This window comes from Pseudomonas sp. PDM05 (assembly GCF_014851685.1).
In the GTDB taxonomy this organism is placed as follows: Bacteria; Pseudomonadota; Gammaproteobacteria; order Pseudomonadales; family Pseudomonadaceae; genus Aquipseudomonas.
Genome location: NZ_JACVAC010000013.1, coordinates 20,489 through 46,590 on the forward strand (window position 1 = coordinate 20,489; position 26,102 = coordinate 46,590).

Sequence of the window (26,102 nt, forward strand, 5' to 3'; positions counted from 1 at the left end):
TTAGTTATTGCCGCCGCTGGTTCGGGTGTAGTTGTAGCCAACCCCGATCGACTTGGTGAACGGGATCAGTTGGTTCATGTAGGTATCCACCCCTTGGATGCGCTCGCCCACGTTGGATTTGGGCACGAACACCACATCACCGCGTTGCAGGTGCACGGGTTTGCGCCCGTTGGGGCCGGTGTTGAGCAACTGGCTGAAGTCCAGGAAGTACGCGCGATAGGCGCCCTGGGCGTCTTCGCGCAGCAACGCGACCATGCTCGCATTGCCCGCCGGGCTGACCCCGCCGGCGCCGAGGATGGCCTGTTCGAGGGTGTTGGCCGTGGCGATCTGCACCGCCGTCGGGTTGTTCACCGCACCGCCGACGATCACCGAGTTGCCCGGTGCCTGGTTGATGTTCACCGTCACCCGTGGCTCGCGGTAGGTCTGCGCGAGCTTGCCGGTCAGTTCGGTGGCGAGTTCCGAAGGCTGGCGCCCGGCGACATGGATCGGCCCCAGGAACGGGTAGTTGATCTTGCCGTCGGTCTGCACCGTGTACAGCGTCAGCTCATAGATGGTGCTGACGTTGAACGCCGACAGCGTCGGCATCTCGCCGGCATCGCGGACGATGCGCAACTGATCGCCGACGCGGATGCGCTCCACCGCCGGCGGTAGTTGCGCAAGCTGTTCGAGGGCGCGTTTGCCGTCCTCGACCGCCTTGCTGTCTGGCGCGACGATGCGTGCCGGTGTATTGCAGGCGGCCAGGGCCAGCATGGCCAGGGCGAGCACGGTTCGTTTCATCACGGGGGACTTCCTCTGGGTCATGCTGCTCACCTCCAATAACCGGGAAACATGCTGATGCGCCGCTTGAGGGCGAGGGGCAGACGGCGTTCCAGGTGGCCCAGGCGGTAGCCGAGCAACTTGAAGGCGCTGCGCACCAGAACTTCGGGGACGCGGTGCAAGGCGCCTGCCTTGCGCAACGCGGCAAGCTCGGCGAGCACGTAGCGCTTGCCTTCGCCCCCGGCGTCGCCAAAGGCTTGCTTGATCCACGGCTCGCGGCCGTAGAACACACCAATGTCGAAGTAGCGATGAAACTCATCCATGAGTTTGTAATCGTGGGAGTGATGCACCAGCGCCGTGGCGGCGTAGCGCACCTTGTAGCCGTCGAGCAGCATGCGTGCGGCGACGAAGGCATCTTCGCTGCCGATCACGTCCCTGGGAAAACCACCCACCGCCTCCAGCGCACTGCGCCGGTACACGGAAAACGAGTCGGAGCTGAAGCAGGTCTTGATCCCCAACTCCGGCGCGTCGGCCAGGCTTTTGCTGCGGCTCTGCGCGGGGTAGTTGAAGTGCCGTGACTGTGCGCCCAGCACCCCGGCGTCGGGGTGTGGCAACTGGCGACCGTAGGCCACGCCGTTGAGCGGGTCTTGTTGCAGCTCGTCGAGCAGGTTGGCGAAGGTTTCAGGGGTGGCGGGGATGGCGTCCTGGGTCATCACGATCAAGGCGTCGCCGTCCACTTGCGCGCTGGCCCAGCGCCGCGTGCCGCCGTGGTTGAAGTCGCGGGCGTCGATCACTTCGACCCGTGCGCCGAACGCGCGAAAGCGTGCCACGGTGTCATCGCTGGAGGCGCTGTCCACCACCAGCATCTCGTCTGGTTGCAGGGTTTGCATGGCCAGCGCCGGCAGCAGCCGCGTCAGGTGGCTGGAGGCGTTGCGGGTCGGGATGATCAGTGCCGTGCGCATATCATTTTTTCACCTCGGCCGGTGCGCGCCCGTAGATGTCGTCGAAGCGCACGATGTCGTCCTCGCCCAGGTACTCGCCGCTCTGCACCTCGATCATCACCAGGTCGATGATGCCGGGGTTGGTCAGTCGGTGTTTGTGCCCGGCAGGGATGTAGGTGGACTCGTTGGCGTTGATCAGGAATTCACGCTCGCCATTGGTGATCTGCGCCGCGCCGCTGACCACCACCCAGTGTTCGCTGCGGTGGTGGTGCATCTGCAACGACAGCGACGCCTGGGGCTTGACCACGATGCGCTTGATCTTGAAGCGGCTGCTTTCCTCCAGCACGGTGTAGGTGCCCCACGGCCGGGTGACGGTGCGGTGCAGGCTGTATGCCGGATGGTTCTGGCGCTTGAGCTCGGCGACGATGTAGCGCACGTCCTGGCTGCGGTGGGCGTCGGCGATCAGCAACGCATCGGGGGTGTCGACGATGATCAGGTCACGCACGCCGACCGCGCCGAGCACGCGCTTGGGCGAGTCGATGTAGCAGTTATGCACGTCGTGCAAGATCGCTTCGCCATTGACCTGGTTGCCATGGGCATCGCTGGGGGTGAGCTGGCGCAGGGCTTCCCACGAGCCGATGTCGCTCCAGCCGATGTCGCAGGGCACCACCGCGACTTTGCGGGATTTCTCCATCAGGGCCACGTCGATGGAAATGTCCGGCGCGCTGCCGAATGCCTGTGCCTCCAGTTCGCGTTGGCGCGAAGTTTTGTTTTGCAGGCTCTGGCTGTGTTCCAGTGCAGCGCTGGCGGCGCTGAGCACGTCCGGCGCGTGGGTGCTGAGTTCGTCCACCAGGGTGCTGGCCTTGAAGCAGAACATGCCGGCGTTCCACAGGTGCTTGCCGCCGTCGAGGTAGCCTTGGGCGGTGGCCAGGTCGGGCTTTTCGACGAAGCGCTTGACCCGGAAGCCGGTGTCCAGCGCGTCGCCTTGTTCGATGTAGCCGAAGCCGGTTTCCGGGTGGTCGGGCTGGATGCCGAAGGTCACCAGGTAGCCGGCTTCGGCCAGGTCGCGGGCCTGGGTCACGGCAGCGGCAAACGCCACTTCGTTGAGGATCAAGTGGTCGGCGGGCATTACCAGCAACTGCGCGGCATCGCCAAAATGCTCCTGCACATGCAGCGCCGCCACCGCGATGGCCGCAGCCGTATTGCGCCCGAACGGCTCAAGCAACAGGTCCAGGGGCAGGTGGGCCTTGTTCACCCCACGGTAGTCGTCGAGGGTGCGAAACAGCAGGTCGCGGTTGGTCACCGTCAATACGCTTTCCACGCCGGGCAGTTTGGCGGCGCGCTGGAAGGTCTTTTGCAACAGGCTCTGGCCGTCACGCATGCGCATGAAGGGCTTGGGCATGTTCTGCCGCGACACTGGCCACAGCCGCGTACCCGAACCACCGGAAATGATGCAGGGGATTAATCCGTTGAGGGCATTCATCAATAGACTTCCTTGGTGGAAAGAACGGCCGGGACCGTCATGAAGACGATGTACAGGTCAAACCACACCGACCATTTGGAGATGTACTCCAGGTCATATTCGACACGTTTCTGGATCTTGAAGAGGGTATCGGTTTCACCCCGGTAGCCGTTGATCTGCGCCCAGCCGGTGATCCCCGGCTTGACCCGGTGGCGTGAACTGTATTCGCTCACCGCCACTTCGAACGGCACCCCGGCGGCTTTGGTGGCGGTGGCGTGGGGACGCGGGCCGACCATCGACATGTTGCCCAGCAGCACGTTGAACAGCTGCGGCAGCTCGTCGATGCTGGTCTTGCGGATGATCCGGCCGACGCGCGTGATGCGCGGGTCTTCGCGGGTGGTCTGGCGTTCGGCGGTGAAGTCGCTCTGGTCGGTGAACATCGAGCGAAACTTGAACACGCGGATCTCGTTGTCGTTGTAGCCATAGCGGTTCTGGCGGAACAGCACCGGGCCCTTGGAGTCGAGCTTGATTGCAATCGCCGTCGCGACCATCACCGGCGACAGGCACACCAGCGCCAGGCTGGCCAGCAGCAGGTCTTCCAGGCGCTTGATGACAGGCGACCAGCCGCGCAGTGGCAACTGCGAGGTGTTGAACATCAGGATGCCGCCCACGTCGGTAATCTTGCTGTGCCCGTAGCGCAGGGCGGCCATGTCCGGCACCAGCATCACGTTCACCGACATCTGCCGCAAGCGGTTGACCAGCCCGTGGATACGCTGCTCGGCGGCCCACGGCAGGCAGATCATGACTTGGTTGACCTGCTCGGCACGGATCAGGTTTTCCAGGTCACGGGTGTTGCCCAGCAAAGGCAGGTTGCTCAGCTCCTTGGGGATGCGCTCGGTGCGGTCGTCGATAAAACCGATCAAGCCAGATCGGATGTCGCCGTTGCGTTGCAGGTGGTCGGCGACGTGCACGGCAGTGTCGGTAAAGCCCAGGATCACCGTGCGTTGCAGGTATTTGCCCTTGCGCATCAGGTTGCGATACAGGCGCAGCATCATCAGGCGTTCCAGGCAGAACAGGCCCAGGCTGATGATGTACCACGCCAGCAGATTGCGCGGGGTCAACTGGGGGAACATCTGCAGGATCTGGTACATGAACAGCAGGATGCAGAACGCGGCCGACCAGGCTTTGATCTTGGTTTTCAGGCGCAGGCGGTTGCTGAACAATTCTTCGGAATAGATGCCCAGGGCCTGGAACAGGATGATCGTCAGGACCGCGAAAAATACCAGCAGGCCGATGAAGTGTGGGCGCAATTGGGGGTCCATCGGGTCGAGGAACAGCACCAGGACCAACGGCGGAAGGATGGCACTCAAGCCATGGATGAATTTGACGAAAACAACAAAAAATTCAACAAAACCTGCACGTGTTAAAAACAAACTGTCGACGCGCGACTTCTCTCGCATAAAACATCCCTCATTGCACTCCAGACTTTCTGCTCGGTTGTTGGATCAATAAGGCAGCATGCTGCTTATAGAGCCAAGTCGAACGACGGCTACTCTGGGTAATACGCAACTGTTCAATTCAAACAGCACTATCCGTTTGAATGGAACTTGCAGGGTCGTAATTAAAGGAGTGTTTCCTTGGTAAGCCTTGTCAACGAATTGACGATGGTGCGGGTTGGCTTTTTAGGCGGTCTTAATGGTTTTTTTAGCGGCATTTTGTTGACAGTCCTTGTCCGTGCACTCGGTTTGGGTGTGTGATTTTGAGTGTAGGAACAAATGCAGGAATTTTCCTGCCAGCCGGTAAAACCTTTTTCGAATAGACGTGGGAAAGGGGGGGGCAAGGCAGGGGCAGGGCACGTTAAGTGCCCTGCCACCGGGACTTTCGCGGAATCAGAAGTTACCTTTCAAACTAACGGTGAAATTACGTGGTTCACCGTAGAAGTTGCCCCAGGACGCGGTACCGACGGTGTTGTAATAAGTTTTATCAAATAGGTTCTTGCCGTTGAGTGCCACGGTCCAGGTGTCGTCGATGCGGTACGCCACGCGGGCGTCCCAGGTCGCGTAACCGGCCTGTTCCAGCTTGATGGTCTGCATGCGGTAGTTGCTGCTCTGGGCATTGACGCCGCTGCCCACGCTCCATTTCGACAGCGCGCCGTCGAGCTGGTAGTCGCCCCAGACCCGCAGCATATGCCTGGGCACGTAGGTGTTGGATGAGCCGCCTTCGAGAGCGCTGTCGATGTTTTTCAGGGACTTGGTCTGGGTGTAGGTGTAACCGCCAGATACCTGCAAGCGCTCGAGCAATTCACCGCTGACTTCGGCCTCCACGCCCTGGGCACGCACCCTGGCGGTGTCGGTGTAGCAAAGGCCATCGGCAGAGGTTGCACAGAAGCTGGCGTAATCGGTTTCGGCGCCGTTTTTCTCGATGGCGCGGAACAGTGCCAGGGAACTGTTGAGGCGGCCGTCGAACCATTCGCCCTTGATGCCCAGCTCATAGTTATCGCCGATCTTCGGCTTGAGCGCGGCGCCATCGGCGGTGGCATAGGCGCTTTGCGGCTGGAAGATGTCTGCGTAGCTGGCGTACACCGACAGGTGCTCGTTGAGGTCATAGATCAGCGCGGCGAACGGCGTGACTTCGCCGGTTTCCCTGGAGCGCGCATCCTGCAGCGACCACTCGCCCCAGCCCAGGCTGTAGGACTGGCGACGGTTGTCGTACCAGCTCACGCGGCTACCGGCAATGAACATCAACGGTTCGGCCAGGCGCAGGCGCAAGGTCGCGTAGGCGCCGTATTGGGTGGCAGTTTCCTTGATCGTGCTGCCGCGGTACATGTTCGGCCAGAAGGTGTTGTCGGCCGGCTCCGGCAAGTGGTGGTTGGGCGTGTAGATGCCCTGGCGCGTGGGCAGGTTCTGGATCGCGTACACATCGTCCTGGGTGCCACGGCTGCCGTTGGCGCCGAGGATCAGTTCGTGTTCCAGCCCGAAGGCTTCGAACTTGCCGTCCAGGTAGGCGTCGAGGCCGTAGTCGCGGTGATCGTAGTCCATCAGCGCGGCGTAGGAGAGGGCAGTGGGCGCTGGGTCGCCGTAGTTGATGGTGCCTTCGCTGGCAGCGTACTTGGTGTCTTGCAGGTTGCGACTGTGCACGGCCGCGACCTTGAGTTTCCAGTCATCGTTGAGCGCGTGGGTGAGGTCGACAAAGTACGTGGCGCGCCGGCTTTGCCAGTCGTTCCAGGATTGGCCCAGGCACGTCGAACGGCTGAGGTTGGCGCTCTTGCCGTCGGCGTAGCGCGGCAGGCCGCCCCAGCATGGCGTGGCGTCGACATCTTCGTAGCTGGCGCCGATGCCCAGGGTGGTGTCGGGGCTGAGGTCAACGTCGAGTGCGCCGTAGAACGCCTGGTCCTTGCGCTTGGCAATGTCCATGTAGGAACCGCGATCCTGCTGGCTGATCGCTGCACGGCCACGCACGGTGCCGCTGTCATTGAGCGGGCCACCGGCGTCGACGTCGGCGCGATAGTTGTCCCACGTGCCGGCGGACAGCGACAGGCTGGTAGTGGGCTTGGCCTGGGGCCGCTTGCGTACGAAGTTCACCGCGCCGCTGGCGGTGCCGGCGCCCTTGAGCATGCCGGCGGCACCTTTGAGCACTTCCACGCGGTCATAAATCGCCATGTTGGCGCTGAAACTGTCGGCCTGGGCGTAGTCCTTGCCCATGTCCAGCGGTACGCCGTCGTACTGGTACTGGCCGAGCATCTTGAAACCACGGGAATAGAAATACTTGCCGCCCATGGGCGATTCGTAGCTGGTGATGCCGGGTGTGCGTTCCATTACGTCGTCGATGGTGGTGACGTTCTGGTCGTCCATCAGTTGGCGGGTCATCACGCTGACCGACTGTGGTGTTTCCCGCAGGCTGTGTTGGCCTTTACCGATGGTCACCGCGCCGGTGGTGTAGGAACCGGTGCCCTCGGTGGTGGCGCCCAGGCGATCGCCCGTGATCGTGGTTGCACCCAGGTTCAGCGCGCCGCTGTCGGCCACTTGCGGCAGTAGCAGCCAGGTGCTGTTGCCCTGGCGCTGGGCTTGCAGGCCCTGGCCACTGAGCAATTGGCCGAGCGCCTGCTCGCGGTCGAAACGGCCACTCAGGCCCGGGCTGGTCTTGCCGGCGACGCCTGTCGCGTCATACGACAGGCTGATACCGCCCTGGCGGGCGAACTGGTCAAGGGCGTGGGCCAGGGGGCCGGCGGCGATGTTCCAGTCCTGGGCCTGGCTGTCACTGGCCGGCGTATCGGCCAGCACGGCCAGGGGCAGGGCGCCGCCGCTCAGGCAGACGCCGAGCAAGGCGGCCTGCACTGCGCGCTTGAGAGGGGAACGGGGGGAGGGGAACGCTTGCATGACCGCGGGATGCTCCTGAAGGAAGTGAAAAGTACTGGCCTGTTGATCGGCCTTTCCTTACAGGTCGAGCGGCAATGGGAATTCACCTCATTTATTTTTTCGGACGATTAAACCCGGGGCGTTACCGTCACCCAATAGCGGCTGCGGTAGGTGACATCGACGTTGAGTGATTGCGCGACCAGCGCCAGCACTTGATCGGTATCGCTCAACTGATAAGTCCCTGACACCCGCAGTCCGGCCACCGCTTCGCTGCAACGCAGCAGCCCGTGGCGGTAGCGGGCCAGCTCGCTGAGGAAGGCGTCGAGGCGCATGTTGTGGGCGCTGATCACGCCGTCGCTCCAGGCCCACGGGTCGAGGCCGTTGGCGATGGGCGTGCGGATGCCTGTGCGGTCGATCAACACCGACGCGCCGGGCTGGATCACCTGCCGGGCGCTGGGGTCATGGCGGTCGGCAAATATCGCCACCGTGCCCTGTTGCACCGCAAGAGAGGTGCCTTGGGCCTCTTCGCGAACCAGCAAGCGCGAGCCTTCGACGCGCAAGTCGCCGTGGCGGGTCAGCACCCAGAAGGGGCGGGTATCGACACTGGGATTCACCAGTATCTCGCCCTGGCGCAGTTGGACCTTGCGTCGCTCTGGGGTGAACGTCGCATCAATCGCCGTGGCGCTGTTGAGTTGCAGCTTGCTGCCATCGCTCAGCGCGACCCAGCGCCGCTCGCCGGTGGCGGTGCGGTAGTCGGCCATCATCGCTGGCAGTGGTGTGTAGTCGCGACCGAACCAGCTCAAGCCGGCCGCACCGGCCACCAGGCCCAGCAGCTTGAGGCTTTCGCGGCGGCTGATGCGTTGCCGCGCACCGCTGAGGGTGCGGCGCCCGACCTGGGCGGGCAGATGGTTGAAGTCGTCATTCATTGTCGCGACCCGGTGCCACACCCGCAGGTGTTCGGGGCTGCTGTGCAGCCAGCGTTCAAACGCGGCGGTGCTGGCGTCGTCGGCGACGTTGAAGCGCAGGGTGATCATCCATTGGATGGCCTGGTCTACCAGGCGCTGGTCAGCGTTCGGCATAACGTAACCGATAGCAGGCGTGCAGCGCCTTGGACAGGTCGCGTTCCACGGTGGCCTTGGATACGTCCAGGCGTTGGGCGATCTGCGCGCAGGTCAGGCCGTCCAGTTGCGCGAGCAGGAAGGCTTCGCGTACGCGGGGTTTGAGTTGATCAAGCAAGCGATCGATGCGTTCCAGGCTGTCGAGGATCAGCAGGCGGGTTTCTTCCGACGGCACCTCGACCTGTGGGAAGTGCGCGAGGCTTTCGAGGTAGGCACGTTCCAGCTCGCGGCGGCGGTACCCGTCGATCATCAGGCTGCGGGCGATGCTGCTCAGGTACGCACGCGGTTGCAGCAAGGTTTGCTGCTTGCGCGCGTTGAGCAGGCGCACAAAGGTTTCTTGCGCCAGGTCGGCGGCATGCTCGCGGCAGCCGGTGCGCCGCTTCAACCAGCCGTTCAGCCAGGAATGATGCGCCTGGTAAAGCTGGCCGATGGCGGCAGGGTCCAGTGGGTGATCGCTCGACATGGGCATCCCGGCGCAACAGTCTTAATTGATAATGTTTCGCATTCTAGACGTTGGCTATGGCAATGAGCAATCACCGCTGGGCAATGTATCCAGCACAATTTTTTGTCGGCATGCGGTGGGCGGATTAGTCTGCAGGCTTTTCCCGGTGGAGGGCTTGAGCATGATCGACCTGGCGACCCTGGCGGTTTTTTGCGGTGCGGTGTTGTTGTTGCTGTTATCGCCGGGGCCGAACATGGCGTTTGTCATCAGCCACGGCGTGACCCACGGCTGGCGCGGTGGCATGGCCTCGGCCCTGGGCATCGGTGTGGCCGACCTGCTGCTGACCGCGTTGACCGCCACCGGGGTGACGGCGGTGGTAGCCAGTTGGCCGCCGTCCTTCGACCTGATCCGCTATGCCGGGGTGGTGTACCTGCTGTGGCTGGTGTTCAAGACCTTGCAGAAAAGCCCGGAGCTGGAGGCGGCCCCGGCCAACCGCGTGCCCCTGGGACGGGTGTTTCTGCAAGCGATGTTCAATAGTTTGCTCAATCCCAAGGCGTTGCTGTTTTTTGTGGTGTTCTTGCCGCAGTTCGTCCGGCCCGAAGCAGGCTCGATTGCCGTGCAGTTGATGCTGCTGGGCGGCGTGTTGACGTTGATCGCCGCAGTGTTTCACGGCTTGCTGGGGGCGTTTGGCGGGGTGTTGAGCCGGTTCTTTGCCAAACGCTCGAAAAGCGCCTGGCTGCAGAAATGGGGACTGGCGACGGTGCTCACGCTGCTGGCCGTGCGCCTGGCAGTGATGTCGCGCCCCACCTGACTCGCCCTTGTAGTGAGCGGGCTTGCCCCGCGCTGGGTGGCGAAGCCGCCCTAAACCCCGGCTACTCGGTGTTTCAGGAAGACCGATGTGCCTGGTTTTGGGGCGGCTTCGCCACCCAGCGCGGGGCAAGCCCGCTCACTACAAGTTGGTGGGGGCAAGGGAGAGTCAGCCGAGTCGTGCGGCGGCGCGTGCGACGATTTCGCCGCGCACCCGGCGCGATTGCGCCGTGCGTTTGTGTGCTTCTTCCAGCACATGCCTGGGCGCGGTGTCCGGGCTGCCTGAGTGGTAGGGCGGCGCCGGCGCGTATTCGATCTGCAACTGCACCAGTTGCGCCGCCGCTTCGCTGTACAACTCCGCCGCCAATGTCAGCGCAAAGTCGATGCCGGCGGTGATGCCGCCACCCGTCAGCAGGTTGCCGTCACGCACCACACGATCCTGCACCGGGATCGCGCCGAGCGGGGCGAGCATGTCGTGGTAGGCCCAGTGGGTGGTGGCCTTGCGCCCGCGCAGCAGGCCCGCCGCCCCGAGCACCAGCGCGCCGGTACACACCGAGGTCACGTAGCGCGCGGTCTGCGCCTGGGTGCTGAGGAAGTCCAGGGTCTGTGGGTCTTCCATCAACGCGCCCACCCCGGAACCGCCGGGCACGCAGATCACATCCAGCGTTGGGCAATCGGCGTAGGTCACGGTCGGGGTGAACACCAGACCGGTGCTGGAGGTGACCGGCGCGAGGTCTTTCCACACCAGGTGCAACTTCACGTCCGGCAGCGAACCGAGAACGTCATAGGGGCCGGTCAGGTCCAGTTGCTGGATGCCGGGGAACAACACAAAGCCGATTTGCAAGGTCATGGACAGCGCTCCGAGAAAGGGGTGGACGACTCCACTCTAGGGGCCTAGGCTTTGGCGGATACGCCATTAAGCCCACAGATCACGCCAATCATGCCTCGAATCGTCCATGTCCTCGCTTTTGACAACGCCCAGGTGCTCGACGTGACCGGGCCGTTGCAGGTGTTCGCTTCCACCAATGACCTGGCGCGCCAGCGCGGTCTGCCGTTGCCCTACGCGGTTTCGGTAGTCGCTGCGCAGGCGGACCCGGTGATGACCTCCGCGGGCCTGGCGCTGGTGGCCGAGCCGTTGCCGGCCATCGACGCGCCGTGCGACACCCTGGTGATCGCCGGTGGCTGGGGCGTCTACGGTGCCGCCGAAGACCCGGCGCTAGTGGACTGGGTGCGCGAAAAGGCCAGGCATACGCGGCGCATGACCTCGGTGTGCACCGGCGCGTTTTTGCTGGCCGCCAGCGGCATGCTCGATGGCTGCCGCGTGGCCACCCACTGGACGCGTTGCGAAGAACTGGCGCGCAAATTTCCTTCGTTGACGGTGGAGTCCAACCCGATCTTCATCCGCCAGGGCGCGGTGTGGACCTCCGCCGGCGTCACCGCCGGCATCGACCTGTGCCTGGCGCTGGTGGAAGAAGACCTGGGAAGCGAAGTAGCCCTGGAAGTGGCGCGCCACCTGGTGGTGTTCCTCAAGCGCCCGGGCGGGCAATCGCAATTCAGTGTGACCCTGTCCCTGCAAAAGGCCGACAGCCGCTTCACCGAACTCCATGCCTGGATGGCGGAAAACCTCACCCTCGACCTGAACATTCCGACCCTCGCCGCCCAGGCCGGCATGAGCGAACGCAGCTTCGTGCGCCACTACCGCAACGAAACCGGCCAGACCCCGGCGCGCGCCGTGGAACTGATCCGCGTCGAAACCGCACGCAGGCAGTTGGCCGAGAGCACGGCATCAATCAAACGCATCGCCGTGCAATGTGGTTTTGGCTGTGAAGAAACCTTGCGCCGCAGTTTTCTGCGCGTCTTGTCGGTGACGCCCCAGGCCTACCGCGAGCGGTTTTCGCCGAGCAATTCCAGCAGTCACCCCGTCGTCTGCACCGCACAGCGCCCATAGCAACTGGCACGGCTCACCAGATCAGGTCGTTTGATTGCGAGCTCTCGACCAACTTCCCGGTACTTGATCAAACCTTGGTCGTGAGTCTCCCATGTCTCACTCCAGCTCAACGGCGGGCGAGGGGGGCTGATGTCTTGTAGGAGGCGTGAGGTCATATTCTCACCTGGAATATCTGGCGCAATGTGTAAGGTAGGGTTGGTTAAATACCTGTGGTTTTCCTGTTCAGCCACTCATGGCTCAACAACCCCAATACATCCAGATCGTGTCGTTGGCCATTCCAGAACCCCGCGTCGCGCAACGTTCCTTCGGCTTTGAAACCCAGTCGCTCCAACAGCTTGAGCGACGCGGTATTTTGCGGATGCACCCAGGCTTCCACTCGATGCAATTGCATCTGTTCAAAGCCCCAGTCGAGCATTGCCTGCATAGCTTCACTCATCAATCCCTGGCCACGCGCGTCGGGCGCCAGCTCACAGGCGAGTGCGCAACTGTTCCACTTCTGGTTCCACTTGAACAGACCACAACTGCCGATCAGTTCACCCTCCCATTCGATTCCCCAGCGTGTGCCGGGGTTGGGCTGGGTGCGCCAGTGCCCGAAGGTTTCGATCAGGGCTTGGGCCTGGGCAAGCTCGGTCATCGCGTCGGCGCCGAACCAGCGCATGCTGTCGGCATCGCTGTGGATGTCGAACAGCGCCGGTGCGTCGTTCGCTACAAGCTCGCGCAGGCACAGGCGTTGGGTGTGTAGGGTAGGGAAAGGGCTCATGGCGCGGTTGCCGCAAAAATCTGCTCCCGATCCAGCACCTTGCCAAAGTGATGCCGCCACAAATCCACCCCCAGCTGCCCTGACCGATCCAGCGACGAGCCCACGGTCAAATCGCTGATCAACGTCGGCTGCAACCCTGCATCAAACAGGGCAAACCCCGCCGCCAGGACGCAGGTGTCGGTTTGTATGCCACACACCAACACACGCTGCGGTTCCAGGCTTTTGAGGTAGGCAATCGTCTCGGGCGTGGGCGCATAACCGTGCTTGACGAAGATGCGATCCGCCGCCACCAGGCTGTCGTCATCCGGCGCCGGTTGCCAGCCGAGTTGGCGGGTGAAGGGGGTGATGCTTTCGTCGTGGCGCTCGACGGTGGCGACGCTGGGCAGGCGGCCGAGCAGGGCATGGATGCCGTCCACAAGCCATGCCGGCGGGTTGAAGCAGGGTTGCACGTCGATGATCAGCAGTACCTGGCGCATGGGGTTGCAGTCCGTAGCCGGGGTGGGGCGGTCATTGTGCCTCAGGGCTGCCAGGTCGTCTTCTCCCCGCTGAGCTTGCGGTCCAGGAACGACGCCGCGCTGATCAACGCCAGGTGGCTCAAGGCCTGGGGCGTGTTGCCCAGGTGGCGGGCCTGGTTGTCGAACTCTTCGGCGTACAGACCCAGTGGGTTGGCATAGCGCAGCAGTTGTTCGAACTCCAGGTGGGCCTTTTCCACTTGCCCGGCGCGGGCCAGGCATTCGACGTACCAGAACGAGCACGCGGTAAATGCACCTTCGGTGCCTTGCAGGCCGTCGATTGGGTTGTCGTCGTTGCGATAGCGATAGACCATGACGTCGCGTACCAGGCTTTTCTGGATCGCTTCCAGCGTCGACAGCCAGCGTGGGTCGGTGGCCGCGACGAAACGCACCAGCGGCATCAGCAGCATCGAGCCGTCGAGCGCCGTGCTGCCGATATGCTGCACAAAATGCCCACGCTCCTCGTTCCAGAAGTTGCTCCAGATGTCGGCGTAGATCGCCTGGCGTGTCTGGTCCCAACGGGCGAACGGTGCTGGCAGCGAGCGCTTGGAGGCGAGACGGATTGCGCGGTCCAGCGCCACCCAGCACATCAGCCGCGAGTGCAGGAAGTGATGCTGCTCGCCGCGCATTTCCCAGATGCCCACGTCTTTGGTGTTCCAGATATCGCAGACCTGGTCGGCGACTTCCACCGTGTGTTTCCAGCCGTCATGGGAGATGGCTTCGCCGTATTTGTTGACCAGGTACACCGCGTCCATCAGTTCGCCATAGATGTCCAACTGGATCTGCCCGACCGCGCCGTTGCCGATGCGCACCGGCGTGGCGCCGCCGTGGCCTTTGAAGTGGGGTAGCGCGGTTTCCGGCAGCTCCTGGCGGCCGTCGATGCCGTAGAGGATGTTGAGTTTGGTTGGCTGCCCGCAGCAGTCACTGACCCGCCCCTTGAGCCAGCGCATGTAGGCGTTGGCTTCCTCGACAAAACCCAGGCGTATGAAGGCATAGACGGTGAATGAAGCGTCGCGGATCCAGGTGTAGCGATAGTCCCAGTTGCGCTCGCCGCCGGGGCTTTCCGGCAGGCCGAAGGTGGCGGCGGCGATGATCGCGCCGTGTTTGCGCGAGGTCAGAAGCTTCAAGGCCAGGGCCGAGCGATTGACCATTTCACGCCAGCGTCCACGGTAGTTCGATTGGGCGATCCAGCTGCGCCAGAACGTCAGGGTGTGGGCGAGGGCGAGGTCGGTGCAAGCGCTGTCCACCCGCTCATCATCCTGGCCACCGAGGACGAATTCGGCGCCTTCGTCCTGGTTCAGGGTGAAGCGCGCAACCGCCGCGCCATCCTTGATGTGCAAGGCTTGGCTGCTGGACAAACGCAGGCCGGGCTGGCCATCGGCGTTGAAGTACACACTGTGGTTGTCGAGGCTGGCGCGGGTCGGCGCGCGCGCGTAGTCGTGGCGCACTGCGCAGCGCAGGTGGATGTCGGCCGTGCCGCTGATCACCCGCACCCGGCGGATCAGCAGCGGCAGGTCATCGAGGTCATCACTGATCGCCAGCAGGTCGGTGATCTCCACCACGGCTTCGTCGCTGAGCCAGCGGGTTTGCAGCACGTTGGTGTCGGGCAGGTAGATCTGTTCGCGGCGCGCGTCTGGCAGGTCCGGGGTGAGCTGGAAAATGCCCGCTTCGGGGCTGTCGAGCAGGGCGCAGAAGATCGACGGGCTGTCGAATTCCGGCCAACAGAAGAAGTCGACGCTGCCTGTGTCGTTGACCAGTGCCGCGCTGCGCATGTCGCCAATGATGCCGTGGGCGTCGATGGCGCTTTGGGGTTCGTTCTTTAGCTCAACCATTGCCACGAAACTCCGGATAAAGGCTCATGCCGCCGTCGATGAACAGGGTGCTGCCGACGACATAGTCGGAGGCATCGCTGGCCAGCCAGACCACGGCGTTGGCCACGTCTTCGACGTCGCCGACCCGGCCGTAGGGAATCAGTTTCAGCAGTTCCTTTTCTGCCGCGCCTTCGGTGGCCGCCCGGTTGATCGGCGTGCGGATCGCCCCCGGCGCAATGCCGTTGATACGGATGCGCTGCGCGCTGACTTCCTGGGCGAGGGTGCGCATCAACATCTCGACACCGCCTTTGGAGGCGGCGTAATTCACATGGCCGGCCCAAGGGATCAACTGGTGTACCGAGCTCATATGAATGATTTTTCCCGCCGCCCGCGACACGCCTTCGCGCACGCCCTGGCGATTGAAGATACGCACGGCCGCGCGGGCACAGAGGAACTGGCCGGTGAGGTTGACGCCGATCACTGTGTTCCAGGCGTCGAGGCTCATATCGACCAGGTTGGCGTCTTTTTGCAGGCCGGAGTTGGCGACAAGAATGTCCAAGTGGCCGAAGGCGTCGAGCGTCTGAGCGAACAGGCGTTCCACATCGGCCTCTTTTGACACGTCCCCGCCGATGGCAAGCGCCCGGCCGCCGTTGGCGTTGATCTGTGCGGCGAGCGCTTCAGCAGGGGCGGCCTGGGCGTTGTAATTGAGCACCACGGCCGCGCCGGCGTCGGCCAGGGCCTTGGCGGCGCCTGCGCCGATGCCGGAACTGGCGCCAGTGATGAGGGCGACTTGTTGCTGGAGCGAGAGGTGCATGGACCAACCACCACTGTCAGAGGGTTCAGTCAGCTGACTGGCGGGGCCGCGTGTAAGTTCAGCGTGGGATTCGACGGGGCGCAGCGCCGCAGGCGCAAGGAACTGTCATTTCTGACAGTAGACGTCTTTCGCTCCCGAGGTGAGGCTACCGGCTTGCAAGGGGTCAGGGGATGAGCGCGTGAACATGCACTGGGTTGTCGGGTTGCTGGCGAGTCTTGGTAGCGCGGTTGCTGTGGCGCAGGCACCCTTGGATAAAGCCGCGTTCATCAATCAGCTGATGAGCAAAATGACGGTTGCCGAGAAAGTCGGGCAACTCGACATCGTCTATCTCGACCCTGTGGCGCCGGATGCGCGCGTCCGGGAACACCTGGCCGGCGGACTGATTGGCGGGGTGGCCGTAGTTCCGCCTGCGCCCTATGGGCACGCGTTGCAGCAAATGGCCGTTGAGCGCAGCCGATTGAAAATCCCGCTGTTTTTCAGCACGGATGTTATCCATGGCTTGCACACCGTGTTTCCGGTCAGCCTGGCGTTGGCGGCCAGTTGGGACATGCAGGCATTGGCGCTGATGGGGCGGATCAGCGCGCAGGAAGCGAGCGCCGATGGTGTACACCTGACCTACGGCCCAATGCTGGACATCTCCCGCGATCCTCGCTGGGGCAGGGTGTCGGAGGGGTACGGCGAGGACCCCTATTTGGTGTCGCGCATTGCTCGGGTCCTGATCAACGCGTATCAGGGCGGCAACGTTCGCGCGGCGGGCAGCATCATGGCCGGCGTCAAGCATGTGGCCCTGTATGGGGCTGTGGAGGGCGGCAAGGACTACAACAGTGTCGATATGAGCCGGGCACAGATGTATCAGTACTATTTCCCGCCATACCGCGCGGCTGTCGAGGCCGGCGCGCAGGTCGCGATGCTTGCGTTCAACACAATCAACGGCGTTCCTTCAACCGCCAACCCCTGGCTTATCAGGGATGTGCTGCGCCATGAGTGGGGGTTTGCCGGCGTCACCCTGAGTGACTCCAATGCCGTGACTGGCCTGATTACGCACGGTGTGGCGATTGATCAGCGCCACGCGGCTTCATTGGCGATTCTCTCGGGCCTCGACATGGAGTTGAGTGACGAGGCCTATGTTCGCCAGTTGCCCGCCCTCGTCAAATCGGGAGCAGTGAGTGTTGCGGTCCTGGACGAGGCGGTTCGTCGCGTGCTCGGGATGAAGTACGAGATGGGGCTGTTCGAAGACCCCTATCGCAACCTCTCCCGATTGCCTCCGGAACCCATCGAGCGCCGGTTGCAAAGGGCGGCGGCGCGGGATGTGGCGCGCAGGACCCTGGTGTTGTTGAAGAATCGCCAGCACACCCTGCCGTTGAGCAAGCACGGTCGTATCGCGCTGGTAGGCCCACTCGCCAACAGCCGCCGTGATTTGCTCGGGAGCTATTGTGGCGATTGCGCAGCACAAAGAGTTGTGAGCATCCGTGAGGGCATGATGCGTGCGGTGGAAGGCAAGGCCACGCTGCTGTATGCCAAGGGCGCCAATGTCACAGACGACAGGGCGTTGTCTGATCGCTTGGCACGTTATAGCTCGCCCTTGGACCTTGATCCCCGATCGCCTGAAGCGCTGCTGGAAGAGGCGATGGCGGTGGCACGCCAAGCCGATGTCATCGTGGCAGTGGTGGGGGAGGCGTGGAATTTCAGCGATGAGGCCATCAGCCGAACGCGCCTTGACCTTGAAGATAGCCAGCAGCGCCTGCTCACTGCATTGAGAGCCTTGGGTAAAACGCTGGTGGTGGTGTTGGTGAACGGTCGGCCTTTGACATTGACCCAAGTGCAAGGGCAGGCCGATGCGCTGCTGGAAACCTGGTTCAGCGGGATGGAAGGCGGTAACGCTATCGCTGATGTCTTGTTTGGCGGTTACAACCCTTCGGGAAAGCTGCCCATGACGTTTCCCCGTTCGGTGGGCCAGGTCCCGGTTTACTACAACCACCTCAACACGGGCCACCCCTTCATCCCCGATCAGCCGAACAAGTACATGAGCCAATATATTGATGAGCAGGAGGGGCCGCTGTTTCCCTTCGGCTTCGGCTTGAGCTACACCCGTTTCGCACTGTCAGACTTGCAGTTGTCCAGCGCAGTGTTGCACCGAGGTCAGTCTCTGCGGGTGGGGGTCACGCTGGCCAATGCGGGTGAGCGCGATGGCGAAACCGTGGTCCAGTTGTATATCCGTGATCCGGTGGCATCCGTCAGCCGTCCGGTCAAGGAGCTCAAGGGTTTCCAGAAGGTCATGCTCAAGGCCGGTGAGCGTCGACGAATCGAGTTCACCGTGGGTGAAGATGACCTGAAGTTCTACGACGTTCACTTGCGACACGTCGCCGAGCCTGGCGAGTTCAGGCTGCAGATAGGCTTGGATTCTCGGGAGGTCATTGAACTACGCTTCGAACTGCGCTGACACGACGGGAAGCAATTGCCCGACTTAATAGGAAGCATTACTATTCACGCCCCGCCTCCCCAGTGCCTCCGCGATGATGCCCCAGCCGCCCCGCAGAACAGGCTTTTTCGAGTATTACGAAGAGTTGATCGGCACCTGGACGCGCCGCCTGAGAAACCGCCAGCAGGCCGAAGACCTGGCCCATGACACGTTTGTGCGGGTGCTTGAGGCACGGTCCACCGAGGTTGAGCAGCCGCGCGCCTATCTGCACCAAACCGCACGCAACATTGCGGTGGACGCCCATCGTCGTGAAGACCGGCGCGAGGCGCTGGCGCTGGAGACCTTCGACCTGCGTTCGCCGCACAGTGGCGACCCGGAGCACGTCATGCACGCGATCCAGTTGGCGGATTCCATCGAGCGGGCGCTGGCCGAGTTGCCGCTCAACTGTCGCAGGATTTTCATCTGGCAGAAAATCGAAGGCCTCACCCAGCAGGAAATCGCCGAACGCCTGGGGTTGTCCAAGAACATGGTGGAAAAGTATATGATCCGCACCCTGCGGCATCTGCGTGACCGCTTGGACGCGCTGGCCCCATGAACCAAGGATCTTCCATGATGGATAACCGTGCCCGAGACGAGGCTGCGCAATGGTTTGTGCGCCTGCAAGACGCCGAACTGGGGGCCGCCGAGCGCCAGCAGTTCGAGGCGTGGCGCCATGAGCATCCCGACCACCAATACGAATTCGATGTGCTGCAAGGCCTGTGGAGCGCCACCGACCTGTTGCCGGCGGCGCGTTTGCGCGCGTTGTGCGATGCACCGGCTGAGCGCCCCAAGCGGCGCGCCGTGTTGCGTTACGCGGTCGCGGCCAGTGTGGTGGCGGTTGCCGTTGGCCTGGGCGTGTTCAGCATCCTTCAACCAAAACCCTACAGCGCTGAATTCAGCACGCGGCTCGGTGAACAGCGCCAGGTGACGCTGCCCGACGGTTCGGTGATGGAGTTGAACAGCCGCAGCGTGGTCGCGGTGCAGTTCGAAAAGGGCAGGCGCGGCGTGGTGCTCAAGCGGGGCGAGGCGATGTTCAATGTCGAGCACGACACCACTCGCCCGTTTGTGGTCGCCGCCGGGGCCGGGCAGGTCACGGTGACCGGCACGCGCTTTGATGTGCGCCGCGATGACGACAGCACCCGCGTGGCGGTCGAGGCCGGGACGGTCAAGGTGCAAGGGCGGGCGGCGGATGCAAGCGTCACGCTGACGGCGGGCCGTGGCACGCACATCGACAGCCAGGGCAATGTGGTGCCGGCCTACGCGGTGAACGCCGCAGAACTGACCGCATGGCGCCGCGGCAAACTGGTGTTCAACAACGCCACCTTGGGTGACGTGGCACGGGAAGTGTCGCGTTATCGCCAGCAGCCAGTGCGGGTCGGTTCGGCGGCGGTGAGCGACCTGCGCCTGACCAGCGTGTTCAACGCCAACGACACCGACGCCTTGCTCAAGGCCCTGCCGCACATTCTGCCGGTGGCCGTGCGCGCCTTGCCGGACGGCAGCCAGGAAATTATTTCGCGCTGACAGTCAGGTTTTTTTCGCGTTCGTCGTCTCCTCCTGCAACTGCAACTGGTTTGCATTAACGGCCGCACTCGCTTGCGATCACAGGACCCGATTCGACGTGAAAAAACTTGCCCGCCACCACAATAAAATCTCCCGCTGGGCGCCACTGGCCCTGGCCATGGCTGTCAGCACCTCGGCGTATGCTGCCGACACCCTCCATATCCAGGCCCAACCGCTGGGTGCAGCGCTGAGCCAGTTGGGCCAGCAGACCTCCCTGCAAGTGTTCTTCAGCCCCGACATGGTCGCCGGCAAGCAAGCCCCGGCGGTGGATGGCAACCTTTCGCCGGAACAAGCCCTGCGTCGATTGCTGCAAGGCAGTGGCCTGGACTATCAGATCGACGCCGGTTCCGTGACCTTGCGTCCGCTGGGCAGCGGTGCCGGTGAAGCCGGTTCGCCCCTGGAACTGGGTACCACCGACATCAAGGTGGTCGGCGACTGGCTGGGCGATGCCAACGCCGAAGTGGTGCAGAACCACCCCGGCGCACGCACCGTGATTCGCCGCGAGGCCATGGTGGAGCAGGGCGCGATGAACGTCGGTGACGTGTTGCGCCGGGTCCCGGGCGTGCAGGTGCAGGAGTCCAACGGCACCGGCGGCAGCGATATTTCCCTCAACGTCGGCGTACGGGGTCTGACTTCGCGCCTGTCGCCACGCTCCACGGTGTTGATCGACGGCGTACCGGCCGCCTTCGCCCCGTATGGCCAGCCGCAACTGTCGATGGCGCCGATCTCCGCCGGCAACCTGGACAGCATCGACGTGGTGCGCGGCGCCGGTTCCGTGCGTTATGGGCCGCAAAACGTCGGTGGCGTGATCAACTTTGTCACCCGTGCCATTCCGGAGAAGTTCTCCGGTGAAGTCGGCACCACCCTGCAAACCTCGGCCCACGGCGGCTGGAAACACCTGGAAAACGCCTTTGTCGGCGGCACCGCAGACAACGGCATCGGTGCGGCGCTGCTGTATTCCGGGGTCAAGGGGGACGGCTATCGCAGCAGCAACAACGCCAATGACATCAACGACGTGATCCTCAAGACCCACTGGGCGCCGACCGATAGCGACGACTTCTCACTCAACTTCCACTACTACGACGCCACGGCCGACATGCCCGGCGGCTTGACCCAGAAGCAATTCGACGCCAACCCGTATCAGTCGGTACGCGACTGGGACAATTTCACCGGGCGTCGCAAGGATGTGTCCTTCAAGTACATCCGACAGATCGACGACCGCACCCAGGCTGAAGTGCTGACCTACTACTCCGACAGCTTCCGTGGCAGCAACATCGCCAACCGCGACTTGCTCACCCTCGGCTCGTACCCGCGCACCTATTACACCTTTGGCATCGAGCCCCGTGTGAGCCATGTGTTTGACGTGGGCCCGAGCACCCAGGAAGTCAGCGTCGGCTATCGCTACCTCAAGGAAGGCATGCACGAGCAGGCCACCAGCCTCAATCTGGTCAACAACGTGCCCACCCCCGGCGGGCGCAGCGACGGTCACGTCTACCAGGACCGCACTGGCGGCACCGAGGCCAACGCCTTCTACGTCGATAACAAGATCGACATCGGCAAGTGGACCATTACCCCCGGTATCCGCTTCGAAGACATCCGCACCGAATGGCACGACCGCCCGGTGATCCCGTTGACCGGCGCGCGTACCCTGGAAAAACGCCGTGAGGTCCACAACAACGAACCGTTGCCGGCGTTGAGCGTGATGTACCACGTGTCCGATGCGTGGAAACTGTTCGCCAACTACGAAACGTCCTTCGGCAGCCTGCAGTATTTCCAGCTGGGGCAGGGCGGTACGGGCGATCAGACCGCCAGTGGCCTGAACCCGGAGAAGGCCAAGACCTACGAAGTGGGCACGCGCTACAACGACAGTGTGTGGGGCGGCGAAGTGACGCTGTTCTACATCGATTTCTCGGATGAGCTGCAATACGTCAGCAATGCCGTGGGCTGGACCAACCTCGGCGCAACCAAACACAGCGGCATCGAAGCTTCGGCCCACTACGACCTGTCGAACCTGGATGCGCGTCTGGATGGCCTGACCGCCAACGCCGGCTTCACCTACACCAAGGCTACAGCGCAAGGCGACGTTGCCTTCAAAGGCCGTGACCTGCCGTTGTACTCCCGTGAAGTGGCGACCCTGGGCCTGCGTTATGACGTCAACCACTGGACCCACAATCTGGACGTCTACGCCCAGTCCGGCCAACGTGCGCCGGGCACCGGCACCACCTACATCACCCAGGGCACTGCCGACGGCCAGTACGGCGAGATTCCCGGCTATGTCTCGGTCAACGTGCGCAGTGGTTATGACTTCGGCGCGCAACTGTCGAACCTGAAACTGGGCGTGGGTGTGAAAAACCTCTTCGACCAGTTGCACTACACGCGCTCCAGCGACAACAACGCCGGGCTGTACCTGGGCGAACCGCGTACGTTTTTTGTGCAGGCCAGCGTTGGATTCTGATCCGGTATAACGACCACTGTCGCCGTGTTTCCTATCTGGGGAGGCACGGCGATTTACGTTTCATGTTGTATTTTCCCGTTTCCCCCAGAGGATCTTCCTACCAGTAGCGAGCAGTTTTCGGTGTCTAGGCGGAACTGACCTCAGGTGTCCAGCCACATAGGTGAGGCTTGCTCGCGCTGATTCCACTATTGAGCCTGGCGCAGTCAGGCGAGCCGCTTGAAAACGAACTGGAGATCCCAATGTCAACATCCGCGTCCACCTCGACCACCGGGCACATCTTGCCGAGTCCCACCCAGGCTGACCCACAGGCGGCATTCCCTGCCCGGTCGCTACCTCCACAATACTCGGCGCGTGTGGGCTTTGCGCAACCGCAATATCTGTCCGGCCCGATGTTTGGTGATACGCCACAGGGAAAAGTTGCTGGCTACTATCACCGTCCTCCCTACCGGCCAATTGCGCAACCTGGCCCGCCTCCGCGTCCAAACCCGACGCTACCGGACCCTCACTATTCCAGGCGTAGCGATGAACAACTGGCGCAGATGCTTCTGGATAACTTCAATGCGTTCAAGGGCCCCTGGCCTTCACGTGAAGTCACGCGCCAGAGCCTGGGGGAAATTGCCAGGCAGGAGCTGACCGGCAATCCCCGGACCGACGCCAATATCAAACTGGCCAGGGAGTTGCAGCGTCGTCCTGGACTGATGGAAGCCCTGGATCGGGACCGCTCCACCGGGGCGACAAACGATAGCTTTTCCAAGGCCGACGTCAGAAATTTCGTGCATTCCGATAACCCGTTGAAGCGGTTGGACAACAAACAACTCGTTGAGGAGGTGCTCCGCAATTTCGATGCGTTGAAAGGTGGCTGGTGGAACCGCGACATCAATCTCAACCACCTGCAGGCACTCGCCAATAAACCCCTGACGGGCATCCCCCAAAAGGACTATCCCATCCAGTTGGCCAAGGCCGTGATGGGCCGTTCGGACGTCAAGGACTTGATGGACAACGTGTTTGGCTCGCAGCGCGATAACAAGATTTCGCGCGAAGAACTGCGAAGACTGTTGGCTTTGCTCGGTTAAATCCGGCACTGCATATGGGGAACCGTTTACGCAGATTTGCCACGAAGAAGACACCCACTGGTGGTTGACGGCCTGTGGGAGTCTTTATCTACTGGATCAGGATCGGACCCATGAACTCGACATCCTCTGCCTCTCGTCACTGCCCAAGCTCAGTCACCGCGCTGATGACTGCGTTGCCTGAGGCACCCTGCCAAAGCGCGCAGCAGCCGAGTCTCAACCTTACCTCTTCACCCAAATGCAGCTTCAAGGCGCCGACGGCTGCGGACTTTGACAGAGGCGCTCACATGCTCAGCGATACGCCGGTCGGCGATCCATTGTTTTCAAGACTTTCGAGCTTCTGGAGCAAGTTGTCCCTTCGAGGGTAATCATCGCTTCAGGAGGACTGAAGCCCAGGCGGTTACAAATGTTCAAGGTTGTCCGGGTGCAGAGTTGCGCTTTGCCGGAACCATCGGTTTTGCAACGCCACACAACTTGCGCCAGACCTGCATCCTCAATCGGAGCATTTTGCTGATTGAGGATTCGGGGAGCGGGCGACGTCGTCCAAATCATGTGGAGTGAAATATGAGTAACGGGATCAATCAACCTGGCTTCAGGCTGCTACCTTCGTTAGACCAGCTGAATTCGGGGGCTGCGCGGGCCAACACGCCGGGTGCGAACGCACAGGCGTCAGCCTCGGGTTACGCTCCTCAGGGCGTGGGGCAGCGTCCGGTAATGTCGGGTTTTACCGGTAGTCCGCTGATGCAATTAAACAACCCGCATTTCGATGCTCAGAATCTTTACGGCGGCATGAAGGCGGGTAACCCGTATGTCAGTTCAGATGACCACCTGCTGGCCACGGCGTTGAGCAACAGCTTTTCATTGCTCGACAAATTCACCAAGGACGGGAGCTTGGACCAGGCGGGACTGAAGAAAATCGCTGATGAGGACCCGAACCTAAGCACCGTTTCCGAACGCACGATCATGCTGGCCAACGAGATCATCAACCGCCCGCGCCTGAACGATGCGATCCTGGGCAAAGGCGGAAAAATCACGCCTTCAAGCCTCTCCAAGGCGGCCAGCACCCTGCTTGGCAACACCAACCCCAACAATACGAAAAGTGCCGACCCGTTCCATGCGAAAACCGATGCGCAGGTGGTCGAGGCGTTCAGGGGCATGTTTGACGAGCTGCGCGATCGCTCGGAAGACCGCAGTTTCTTCTTCGAAAAACACCGCTACGTGAAGACCGACAAAATCATTGAAATGAGCAAGGACCCCAACTTGACCGACGAGAAAGGCGCATTGGTGCGGGATCCGGACACCGGGTTTGCGATGAAAAAATACAGTCCGCCGCAGGTGTACATGGCCAAGAACCTGGTCGAGCGGCCAGGCTTGCTGGCGTCCCTGGACAGCAATAAAGCCAACGGCACCAGCATTTTCGGCAGCCATAACAGTGACGGTTGGCTGAAAAACTACAGCCTTGATCGCTGGCTGGAAAACGACAAGAAAGAGAAGGGCAAATGATGCCCTGACGGGCTCATGAGCTCTTTGTCTGGCACAAAAAGCTCATGGCTACACCCGCAATATCTTGCCGCTGGCCGCGACTGCTGCCAGCAACCCGCCGATCAGCAGGAAGGCGATGGCCAGGCTGCTGCCATGGGCGATGAAGCCAATCACAGCAGGCCCGGCGAGTATCCCGGCATACCCCAGCGTGGTAATGGCGGGCACGGCAATGTGTTCGGGCATCACCTTTTGTTTACCCACCGCGGTGTAGAGGACCGGCACGATGTTGGAACAGCCTGCGCCGATAAGGGCATAACCCAGCAGCGACACTTCCCAGGCCGTCGATAAGGTGGCGAGGAACATACCGGCGGCCGCTAGCGAACCACCGGCCACGATCACCTGGGTAGGCCCAAGTCGACGCACGATCGCATCACCGGTCAAACGCCCGGCCGTCATGGTCAGGGCAAATGCCGCGTAACCAAGACCCGCATAGGCTTCGTCGAGGCCGCGTTCGCCGCTCAGGAACACAGCGCTCCAGTCCAGCACCGCGCCCTCGGCAAGAAACACGACAAAACACAGGCAGCCGATAAACAGCACCACGCCATGGGGAATCGCAAACGCCGGGCCTGAACTTTCACTGCCGTAAGGCAGCAAGTGCGGGGCGGCCTTGAGCAGCGCCGCCAACGTGATCACGACCACCACCAGGATTGCCTGCAACGGCGACAAGCCCAGCCCGAGCAACCCCGAAACACCTGCCGCACCGACAATCCCACCCAGACTGAACAAGCCGTGAAATCCCGACATCATGGTTTTGCCGCTGGCGCGCTCAACGATCACCGCTTGCAGGTTGACCGTGGAGTCCACCGTGCCCAACCCGGCACCGAACAGAAACAGCGCGGCGATCAACAAGGGAATCGAACTGACCGTCGCCAGCATCGGCAGGGCCAGGCAGATCAGCAGCGTGCCGGCGCAGAGCACGCGCCGACAGCCGAAACGCGAGGCGAGCAGGCCGGCCACTGGCATGGCGATGATCGAGCCCACCCCCAGGCACAACAGCAACAGGCCGAGCGTGCCTTCATCGAGTCCGGCGCGGGCCTTGGCATACGGCACCAGCGGTGCCCAGGCGGCGATGCCGAAACCGGCGATGAAAAACGCGATGCGGGTCGACATTTGCTCCAGTCGCCCGGGAACCACGGGTGCTGAGGTGGGGATGGCAGTCATGAAAAATCCTTGGTTTTGCGTTCAACGAACGGTGTCCGGCGCGACATCCTCCCACAGATGGAAGGTTCTGTAATACGCTGCCGACCCTGTGTGTGGGCAAGTGGATGGATGAGCCAATGAAACAATCCTG

The 26,102-nt window shown here is 62.4% G+C and carries 21 protein-coding genes; 8 read left to right on the plus strand and 13 right to left on the minus strand.

From position 1 onward, the window contains the following. From IB241_RS21975 to IB241_RS22005, 7 genes are all read right to left on the minus strand, one after another. A complete protein-coding gene (locus IB241_RS21975) occupies nucleotides 1-777 on the minus strand; it encodes a polysaccharide biosynthesis/export family protein (RefSeq protein ID WP_192300422.1) in 777 nt (258 codons plus the stop codon). Nucleotides 778-806: 29 nt separating this feature from the next. Further along, complete coding sequence (locus IB241_RS21980) at nucleotides 807-1,718, minus strand: glycosyltransferase family 2 protein (RefSeq protein ID WP_192300304.1); 912 nt, start codon at nucleotides 1,716-1,718, stop codon at nucleotides 807-809. A gap of 1 nt (nucleotide 1,719) precedes the next feature. Continuing rightward, nucleotides 1,720-3,180, minus strand: a complete 1,461-nt coding sequence (locus IB241_RS21985) for a mannose-1-phosphate guanylyltransferase/mannose-6-phosphate isomerase (protein WP_192300305.1) — start codon at nucleotides 3,178-3,180, stop codon at nucleotides 1,720-1,722. Further along, on the minus strand, nucleotides 3,180-4,619 hold the full coding sequence (locus IB241_RS21990; RefSeq protein WP_192300306.1) for an undecaprenyl-phosphate glucose phosphotransferase: 1,440 nt from the start codon (nucleotides 4,617-4,619) through the stop codon (nucleotides 3,180-3,182). The genes IB241_RS21985 and IB241_RS21990 overlap by 1 nt, the downstream gene beginning before the upstream one ends. 429 nt (nucleotides 4,620-5,048) lie before the next feature. After that, on the minus strand, nucleotides 5,049-7,535 hold the full coding sequence (locus tag IB241_RS21995) for a TonB-dependent siderophore receptor (RefSeq protein WP_192300307.1): 2,487 nt from the start codon (nucleotides 7,533-7,535) through the stop codon (nucleotides 5,049-5,051). A 107-nt stretch (nucleotides 7,536-7,642) separates the two neighbouring features. Beyond that, nucleotides 7,643-8,593 (minus strand): FecR domain-containing protein, encoded by a 951-nt coding sequence (locus tag IB241_RS22000; protein WP_192300308.1) that lies wholly within the window; start codon nucleotides 8,591-8,593, stop codon nucleotides 7,643-7,645. Continuing rightward, nucleotides 8,580-9,095 carry a sigma-70 family RNA polymerase sigma factor gene (locus IB241_RS22005; RefSeq protein WP_192300309.1) on the minus strand — a complete coding sequence of 172 codons (516 nt, stop codon included), beginning with the start codon at nucleotides 9,093-9,095 and terminating at the stop codon, nucleotides 8,580-8,582. The genes IB241_RS22000 and IB241_RS22005 overlap by 14 nt, the downstream gene beginning before the upstream one ends. Nucleotides 9,096-9,255: 160 nt before the next feature. Here IB241_RS22005 and IB241_RS22010 point away from each other — a divergent pair, with 160 nt between their 5' ends. Further along, the gene (locus tag IB241_RS22010; protein ID WP_192300310.1) at nucleotides 9,256-9,885 is read left to right on the plus strand and encodes a LysE family translocator; all 630 of its coding nucleotides are present in this window, start codon (nucleotides 9,256-9,258) and stop codon (nucleotides 9,883-9,885) included. Nucleotides 9,886-10,050: 165 nt separating this feature from the next. Here IB241_RS22010 and inhA read toward each other — a convergent pair whose 3' ends face one another. After that, nucleotides 10,051-10,731: an isonitrile hydratase gene (inhA, locus tag IB241_RS22015; protein ID WP_192300311.1), complete on the minus strand. Its 681-nt coding sequence runs from the start codon at nucleotides 10,729-10,731 to the stop codon at nucleotides 10,051-10,053. Nucleotides 10,732-10,821: 90 nt separating this feature from the next. On the opposite strand from inhA, the gene IB241_RS22020 reads away from it, so the two are divergent. Next, entirely contained in the window at nucleotides 10,822-11,829 is a 1,008-nt protein-coding gene (locus IB241_RS22020) for a GlxA family transcriptional regulator (RefSeq protein WP_192300312.1), read from the plus strand. Between the two features lie 199 nt (nucleotides 11,830-12,028). On the opposite strand, the gene IB241_RS22025 is transcribed toward IB241_RS22020, so the two are convergent. Genes IB241_RS22025 through IB241_RS22040 form a run of 4 tightly spaced genes read right to left on the minus strand, consistent with a single transcriptional unit; the run spans nucleotide 12,029 to nucleotide 15,726 of the window. Beyond that, complete coding sequence (locus tag IB241_RS22025) at nucleotides 12,029-12,589, minus strand: GNAT family N-acetyltransferase (protein WP_192300313.1); 561 nt, start codon at nucleotides 12,587-12,589, stop codon at nucleotides 12,029-12,031. Next, nucleotides 12,586-13,065: an isochorismatase family protein gene (locus IB241_RS22030; protein ID WP_192300314.1), complete on the minus strand. Its 480-nt coding sequence runs from the start codon at nucleotides 13,063-13,065 to the stop codon at nucleotides 12,586-12,588. Before IB241_RS22030 ends, IB241_RS22025 begins: the two co-directional genes overlap by 4 nt. Nucleotides 13,066-13,106: 41 nt before the next feature. Then, a complete protein-coding gene (locus IB241_RS22035; protein ID WP_192300315.1) occupies nucleotides 13,107-14,933 on the minus strand; it encodes a glycoside hydrolase family 15 protein in 1,827 nt (608 codons plus the stop codon). Beyond that, complete coding sequence (locus IB241_RS22040; protein WP_192300316.1) at nucleotides 14,926-15,726, minus strand: SDR family oxidoreductase; 801 nt, start codon at nucleotides 15,724-15,726, stop codon at nucleotides 14,926-14,928. The genes IB241_RS22035 and IB241_RS22040 overlap by 8 nt, the downstream gene beginning before the upstream one ends. Before the next feature lie 184 nt (nucleotides 15,727-15,910). On the opposite strand from IB241_RS22040, the gene bglX reads away from it, so the two are divergent. The 6 genes from bglX to IB241_RS22070 all read left to right on the plus strand — a co-directional run bounded on the left by bglX (nucleotide 15,911) and on the right by IB241_RS22070 (nucleotide 24,772). Then, on the plus strand, nucleotides 15,911-18,166 hold the full coding sequence (gene bglX / locus IB241_RS22045) for a beta-glucosidase BglX (RefSeq protein ID WP_192300317.1): 2,256 nt from the start codon (nucleotides 15,911-15,913) through the stop codon (nucleotides 18,164-18,166). A 73-nt stretch (nucleotides 18,167-18,239) separates the two neighbouring features. After that, a complete protein-coding gene (locus IB241_RS22050) occupies nucleotides 18,240-18,740 on the plus strand; it encodes a sigma-70 family RNA polymerase sigma factor (protein WP_192300318.1) in 501 nt (166 codons plus the stop codon). A 14-nt stretch (nucleotides 18,741-18,754) separates the two neighbouring features. After that, the gene (locus tag IB241_RS22055; RefSeq protein ID WP_192300319.1) at nucleotides 18,755-19,705 is read left to right on the plus strand and encodes a FecR family protein; all 951 of its coding nucleotides are present in this window, start codon (nucleotides 18,755-18,757) and stop codon (nucleotides 19,703-19,705) included. Nucleotides 19,706-19,802: 97 nt separating this feature from the next. Next, nucleotides 19,803-22,199 (plus strand): TonB-dependent siderophore receptor, encoded by a 2,397-nt coding sequence (locus tag IB241_RS22060; protein ID WP_192300320.1) that lies wholly within the window; start codon nucleotides 19,803-19,805, stop codon nucleotides 22,197-22,199. 167 nt (nucleotides 22,200-22,366) lie between these two features. Beyond that, nucleotides 22,367-23,272 (plus strand): hypothetical protein, encoded by a 906-nt coding sequence (locus IB241_RS27585; RefSeq protein WP_225595660.1) that lies wholly within the window; start codon nucleotides 22,367-22,369, stop codon nucleotides 23,270-23,272. Between the two features lie 561 nt (nucleotides 23,273-23,833). Continuing rightward, nucleotides 23,834-24,772, plus strand: a complete 939-nt coding sequence (locus IB241_RS22070) for a hypothetical protein (protein ID WP_225595661.1) — start codon at nucleotides 23,834-23,836, stop codon at nucleotides 24,770-24,772. 48 nt (nucleotides 24,773-24,820) lie between these two features. Here IB241_RS22070 and IB241_RS22075 read toward each other — a convergent pair whose 3' ends face one another. Then, the gene (locus IB241_RS22075; protein ID WP_192300321.1) at nucleotides 24,821-25,972 is read right to left on the minus strand and encodes an MFS transporter; all 1,152 of its coding nucleotides are present in this window, start codon (nucleotides 25,970-25,972) and stop codon (nucleotides 24,821-24,823) included. Between the last annotated feature and the right edge of the window lie 130 nt (nucleotides 25,973-26,102).

Bases quoted from the DNA above. Each gene is read 5' to 3' on its own strand.
- IB241_RS21975 (WP_192300422.1), bottom strand. From the start codon at position 777: ATGAAACGAACCGTGCTCGCCCTGGCCATGCTGGCCCTGGCCGCCTGC.
- IB241_RS21980 (WP_192300304.1), bottom strand. From the start codon at position 1,718: ATGCGCACGGCACTGATCATCCCGACCCGCAACGCCTCCAGCCACCTG.
- IB241_RS21985 (WP_192300305.1), bottom strand. From the start codon at position 3,180: ATGAATGCCCTCAACGGATTAATCCCCTGCATCATTTCCGGTGGTTCG.
- IB241_RS21990 (WP_192300306.1), bottom strand. From the start codon at position 4,619: ATGCGAGAGAAGTCGCGCGTCGACAGTTTGTTTTTAACACGTGCAGGT.
- IB241_RS21995 (WP_192300307.1), bottom strand. From the start codon at position 7,535: ATGCAAGCGTTCCCCTCCCCCCGTTCCCCTCTCAAGCGCGCAGTGCAG.
- IB241_RS22000 (WP_192300308.1), bottom strand. From the start codon at position 8,593: ATGCCGAACGCTGACCAGCGCCTGGTAGACCAGGCCATCCAATGGATG.
- IB241_RS22005 (WP_192300309.1), bottom strand. From the start codon at position 9,095: ATGTCGAGCGATCACCCACTGGACCCTGCCGCCATCGGCCAGCTTTAC.
- IB241_RS22010 (WP_192300310.1), top strand. From the start codon at position 9,256: ATGATCGACCTGGCGACCCTGGCGGTTTTTTGCGGTGCGGTGTTGTTG.
- inhA (WP_192300311.1), bottom strand. From the start codon at position 10,731: ATGACCTTGCAAATCGGCTTTGTGTTGTTCCCCGGCATCCAGCAACTG.
- IB241_RS22020 (WP_192300312.1), top strand. From the start codon at position 10,822: ATGCCTCGAATCGTCCATGTCCTCGCTTTTGACAACGCCCAGGTGCTC.
- IB241_RS22025 (WP_192300313.1), bottom strand. From the start codon at position 12,589: ATGAGCCCTTTCCCTACCCTACACACCCAACGCCTGTGCCTGCGCGAG.
- IB241_RS22030 (WP_192300314.1), bottom strand. From the start codon at position 13,065: ATGCGCCAGGTACTGCTGATCATCGACGTGCAACCCTGCTTCAACCCG.
- IB241_RS22035 (WP_192300315.1), bottom strand. From the start codon at position 14,933: ATGGTTGAGCTAAAGAACGAACCCCAAAGCGCCATCGACGCCCACGGC.
- IB241_RS22040 (WP_192300316.1), bottom strand. From the start codon at position 15,726: ATGCACCTCTCGCTCCAGCAACAAGTCGCCCTCATCACTGGCGCCAGT.
- bglX (WP_192300317.1), top strand. From the start codon at position 15,911: ATGCACTGGGTTGTCGGGTTGCTGGCGAGTCTTGGTAGCGCGGTTGCT.
- IB241_RS22050 (WP_192300318.1), top strand. From the start codon at position 18,240: ATGATGCCCCAGCCGCCCCGCAGAACAGGCTTTTTCGAGTATTACGAA.
- IB241_RS22055 (WP_192300319.1), top strand. From the start codon at position 18,755: ATGATGGATAACCGTGCCCGAGACGAGGCTGCGCAATGGTTTGTGCGC.
- IB241_RS22070 (WP_225595661.1), top strand. From the start codon at position 23,834: ATGAGTAACGGGATCAATCAACCTGGCTTCAGGCTGCTACCTTCGTTA.
- IB241_RS22075 (WP_192300321.1), bottom strand. From the start codon at position 25,972: ATGACTGCCATCCCCACCTCAGCACCCGTGGTTCCCGGGCGACTGGAG.